The organism is Flavobacterium columnare NBRC 100251 = ATCC 23463, from assembly GCF_002530675.1.
Classification (GTDB): domain Bacteria; phylum Bacteroidota; class Bacteroidia; order Flavobacteriales; family Flavobacteriaceae; genus Flavobacterium; species Flavobacterium columnare.
The window spans coordinates 1-3,753 of the sequence record NZ_PCMX01000148.1; the positions used below are offsets into that span (position 1 = coordinate 1).

A 3,753-nucleotide genomic window follows, 5' to 3' on the forward strand; every position below is an offset into this window, starting at 1 on the left:
AGCTACTTCGCATAATTCCATTTTTGTGCAATGCAGAGTGTAGTGATAAATTGAAAGTTCCGTTTTTAAATCAACATTTTTACCAAAAAGAAAGTAAGTGCTACAAAGTTCTGCACTGCACAAAGCTGCCCGGGACATTATGCGAAATAGCCCCAACGCTCGAAAGCCCTTTTTTTGCCTTTTTTTTGCCAACGCTCACCCACCCGAAAGAGGATAAAATCCAAAAAAGAAGCATTTATTTTTTTTGCGAACCGCTTACTAACGCCCTTCGGTTGTTTGCTCATTTTTTTAGAAGATTGCCATACAAATCCCGATTAAAAACAACGTTTTGTATAATGGCAATCTTCCAAAAAAATCGAGCTAAAGATGGCTAAAGAGCCAGCCGACTACAGGAAAACTCCGAAGTTGGTTTTGTACCAGCAGTTGGAAAATGGATAAAAACCAAATCTTTTTTTTCAAATGAAATTCAATTGAAAAAAAAAAGATTAATTTTGCAAAAGGTTGAAAACCTGTTGTGTTCTTTGAAGTTCTTTGTATTGTAGGTGTTTTTGAAGTTCTCGCACGAGGAAATTATGGAGTAGTATTTTTTAAGTGTTGACCCGCTAGCGGAACTTCAACCAAACAAGACACCGTACCATTTTTGTTCAAATAATCCAGTTAGTAGAACTGACCCAACAGGAATGCTGGATGGAGAATTTGAAAAAGATAAAGATGGTAATTGGCAAAAAACATCTAATGTTGGAGACAGCATCGGAGTAGATTTTTATCATTCTGATCAAAAAGACAAAACAGGAAATCAAATTACTTATGTGACTGATCGTAAAGGGAATTGGAATACAATCAAAAATGGTAAGGAACTATTAGCAAATAGTGAAATTAGAGATAGGAATACTGATTGGAATGATATATATAATGAATGGAGTGAAGGATATGGTCCTGAAAAAAGTATTTTTGAGGGGTCACATCCTGCCAATAAAGCTATTCACGACAATTATTTATATAGAGATTTAGAAGATAAATTTTTAGATTCAGGAAAAAGCAAAGGTGCTTATGAAGCTAACTTCTATTATGGATGGGATAATTATTGGACATATAACAATATGCAAGTTCAAATGATGGGAAGTTATAATGCAAGTTTTTATAAGTTAGGAGATACAGTCTTAAATCTTATTCAAGATTCTAAATCAAGAACATCTTTTTATTATCATTTACCAGTAGATAACTATCCAAGAGGAAGTTTAGAATATAATTTTAGAACTAAAAGTTTTGATTTGAATAACAGAGAAACAAATACTTTTCAAACTTATTTATTTTTAACTACAAAAAAATAATTTAAATGCAAAAAAAAAGGTTAATTATATTTTTTATAATATTTCTATTGTCTTTATTCTTATATAGTAATTTTTATGTTATCAATACAATAAAAGGAACATATGTAAATCGAAATTACCAACAGAAGCATTTTTTGAGTAATATACCATATGAAGCAGATACGTTAAAACTATTAGATAATAACAATTTTAGTAGCTCATATTATGGGAAAGGGAAATATAAAATCTACTATACAATTACAGGCACAAAGATTGTATTAAACTATGGACAAGGTATAGAAGAGGATAGTTTTGACACTTCTCTTGAGAGAGAATTTTTTTTAGGCAACCTTAAAATTAATTTATTTAAAGATTTAAATCAATTTTATGAAAAAGTAGATTGATAAAATTATAATTATACTTAAACAAACCCCGAGCCAACACTCGGGGTTTGTTATTTTTACAAAGTATAAGATTGTTTAGTTTTAAAATCTCGTATGTAAGCAGAAATCACTTTAAGGATAGTATTTTTTTCTTCTTGTGGTAGTTCTTCAATCTTTTGAAATTCTTTTATAAGCTCGGCATCTTTAAGTGGAATAGCAACAAAATTTGGTACGAAAATCTTAAGCCACATTTTGGTTTAAATTTCTTAAATATATTTCCATTTCGAGAGGTATTTTTATACCAGGACCACCCATACAGTTTGGCGATCCTATAAAACCCGCAGATGTAACCGCAGGCGATGGTTTTGTAGGCAACGGCTTATTTGAAAAAGATATTTTTTATTACCATAGCGATCATTTAGGAAGTACTTCGTATATTAGTACTATGAATGGTCAGTTGTCTCAGCATGTAGAGTATATTGCTTTTGGAGAGGTATTGTTTGAGGAGCATAGCTCTAGTTTTTCTATGCCGTATTTGTTTAATGGCAAGGAATTGGATAGAGAAACGAATTTGAGCTATTATGGGGCGAGGTATTTAGATATGAAGACTTCCCTTTGGCTCAATATTGACCCACTAGCCGAGAAATATCCAAACATATCTCCATATGCGTATGTAGCTAATAATCCAGTTAATGCTATTGATCCAGACGGTAGAGACATCATATTTGTTGTTAACAAGGATGGCAAAGATTTACAATACACCTACCGAAATAGGAATTTTTATCATGATGGAAAAAGATATAATCCAGGTAAAGAAAATGTAAGTAAAACCATGTATAGGGTTCTTTCTGTATATAGAAAAATAGAGGCTTCCAAGGATAAAAATTTGAAAGGTATCTTACATCATTTAGAGAATTCGGAAACTAGTCATTATATATACGGAAACACTCAAGGTGAAAATTTTGTAATGGCTGAAAAAGGTATGAAGCGTGATCCAAAAACAAAAAAAATTGTTGATGGGAAGACTTTGTATACTAGAACTCAACTTGATTTAGATGAAAAAGGAGGAAATGATTTTAAAGGAATTGGAGAAACAGACATGACTACCGTTGTTCACGAAACAAGGCATCAATATGACCATGATATTGATAATATGGGTGATAATTCTGATAAAAATAATCAAAATGATCCTGCTGAAATTAGGGCGGTTCATTTAGAAAATAAAGCGCGAGATGTTGAAGGATTAAAGCACAGAACAAAATATGGGGGTAAAATAGATTCAAAAAAATTACAAAACCCGCCTAACAATAAAATGCCTGAATAATGAGAAGAATATATTTTATTTTAATTTTATTTGTTTCGTTATCAAATTGTGATAAAAAACAAAAATTAACACAAGGAATAATTTCATTAGAGGAAGCATCAATAATTGAAAAATCATTAAGCAAAACACCCCCAAGTTCAATAGAATCATTTAATATTATTTATGTTGTTGATGAAGATGGGTTTTTACACATAACAGATTATAGTTATTTAAATTCTTTGTATGATTTGGGATATTCCGTAAAATATAAATCTTTTAGTTTTTTTATATATAATATTGTAAATCAGAAAACTAAATTAAAGAGAGTAGATTTCAACAGCAAATCATCAAAATGTAAAATAGACCAAAATATTTTCAATGTATATAAAATGGATAATATTGAGGGATTAATTAATAAATATTGTATTTATGATAAAGAAAAAAACAGATTTCTTTTTAGAAAAGAAGGTCTTTCATATTGTGAACTAGAAACAATATCTTATTATTTCTTCCTTAACAAATACAAAAAAGTTTTAAATGATTATTCAAATGAAATTTACTTTATTAAACTTTAAAATATTTTATAATGTTAAACAATCAAAGCCACTCGATGAGTGGCTTTTTCTTTTATTTATAAGCTAATCTAGTTTTAGTGGAATAGCAACAAAATTTGGTGCGAAAATCTTAAGCCACATTTTGGTTTAAATTTCTTAAATATATTTCCATTTCGAGAGGTGTTTTTATACCAGGACCACCC

At 29.9% G+C, this 3,753-nt stretch carries 7 protein-coding genes; 5 read left to right on the top strand and 2 right to left on the bottom strand.

Features of this window, described 5'->3' with window-relative positions; translation table 11 throughout:
- The 3 genes from B0A78_RS14755 to B0A78_RS13640 all read left to right on the top strand — a co-directional run.
- A partial coding sequence (locus tag B0A78_RS14755) for a hypothetical protein (RefSeq protein ID WP_211282057.1) occupies positions 1–374 on the top strand: 374 nt, incomplete at its 5' end.
- Between the two features lie 306 nt (positions 375–680).
- Positions 681–1,331 (top strand): hypothetical protein, encoded by a 651-nt coding sequence (locus B0A78_RS13635; protein WP_097609772.1) that lies wholly within the window; start codon positions 681–683, stop codon positions 1,329–1,331.
- A 134-nt stretch (positions 1,332–1,465) separates the two neighbouring features.
- Positions 1,466–1,714: a hypothetical protein gene (locus tag B0A78_RS13640; RefSeq protein ID WP_123907311.1), complete on the top strand. Its 249-nt coding sequence runs from the start codon at positions 1,466–1,468 to the stop codon at positions 1,712–1,714.
- A 56-nt stretch (positions 1,715–1,770) separates the two neighbouring features.
- Here the strand turns inward: B0A78_RS13640 and B0A78_RS14620 are convergent, their stop codons facing one another.
- Both B0A78_RS14620 and B0A78_RS15005 read right to left on the bottom strand, forming a co-directional pair.
- The gene (locus tag B0A78_RS14620) at positions 1,771–1,944 is read right to left on the bottom strand and encodes a hypothetical protein (RefSeq protein WP_158447602.1); all 174 of its coding nucleotides are present in this window, start codon (positions 1,942–1,944) and stop codon (positions 1,771–1,773) included.
- Positions 1,934–2,068, bottom strand: a complete 135-nt coding sequence (locus B0A78_RS15005; protein ID WP_262494805.1) for a hypothetical protein — start codon at positions 2,066–2,068, stop codon at positions 1,934–1,936. Before B0A78_RS15005 ends, B0A78_RS14620 begins: the two co-directional genes overlap by 11 nt.
- Before the next feature lie 70 nt (positions 2,069–2,138).
- On the opposite strand from B0A78_RS15005, the gene B0A78_RS13645 reads away from it, so the two are divergent.
- Together B0A78_RS13645 and B0A78_RS13650 are read left to right on the top strand one after the other, a co-directional pair.
- Entirely contained in the window at positions 2,139–3,017 is an 879-nt protein-coding gene (locus B0A78_RS13645) for an RHS repeat domain-containing protein (protein WP_097609773.1), read from the top strand.
- Positions 3,017–3,571 (top strand): hypothetical protein, encoded by a 555-nt coding sequence (locus B0A78_RS13650; RefSeq protein ID WP_077225886.1) that lies wholly within the window; start codon positions 3,017–3,019, stop codon positions 3,569–3,571. The genes B0A78_RS13645 and B0A78_RS13650 overlap by 1 nt, the downstream gene beginning before the upstream one ends.
- The last annotated feature ends 182 nt before the right edge of the window (positions 3,572–3,753 follow it).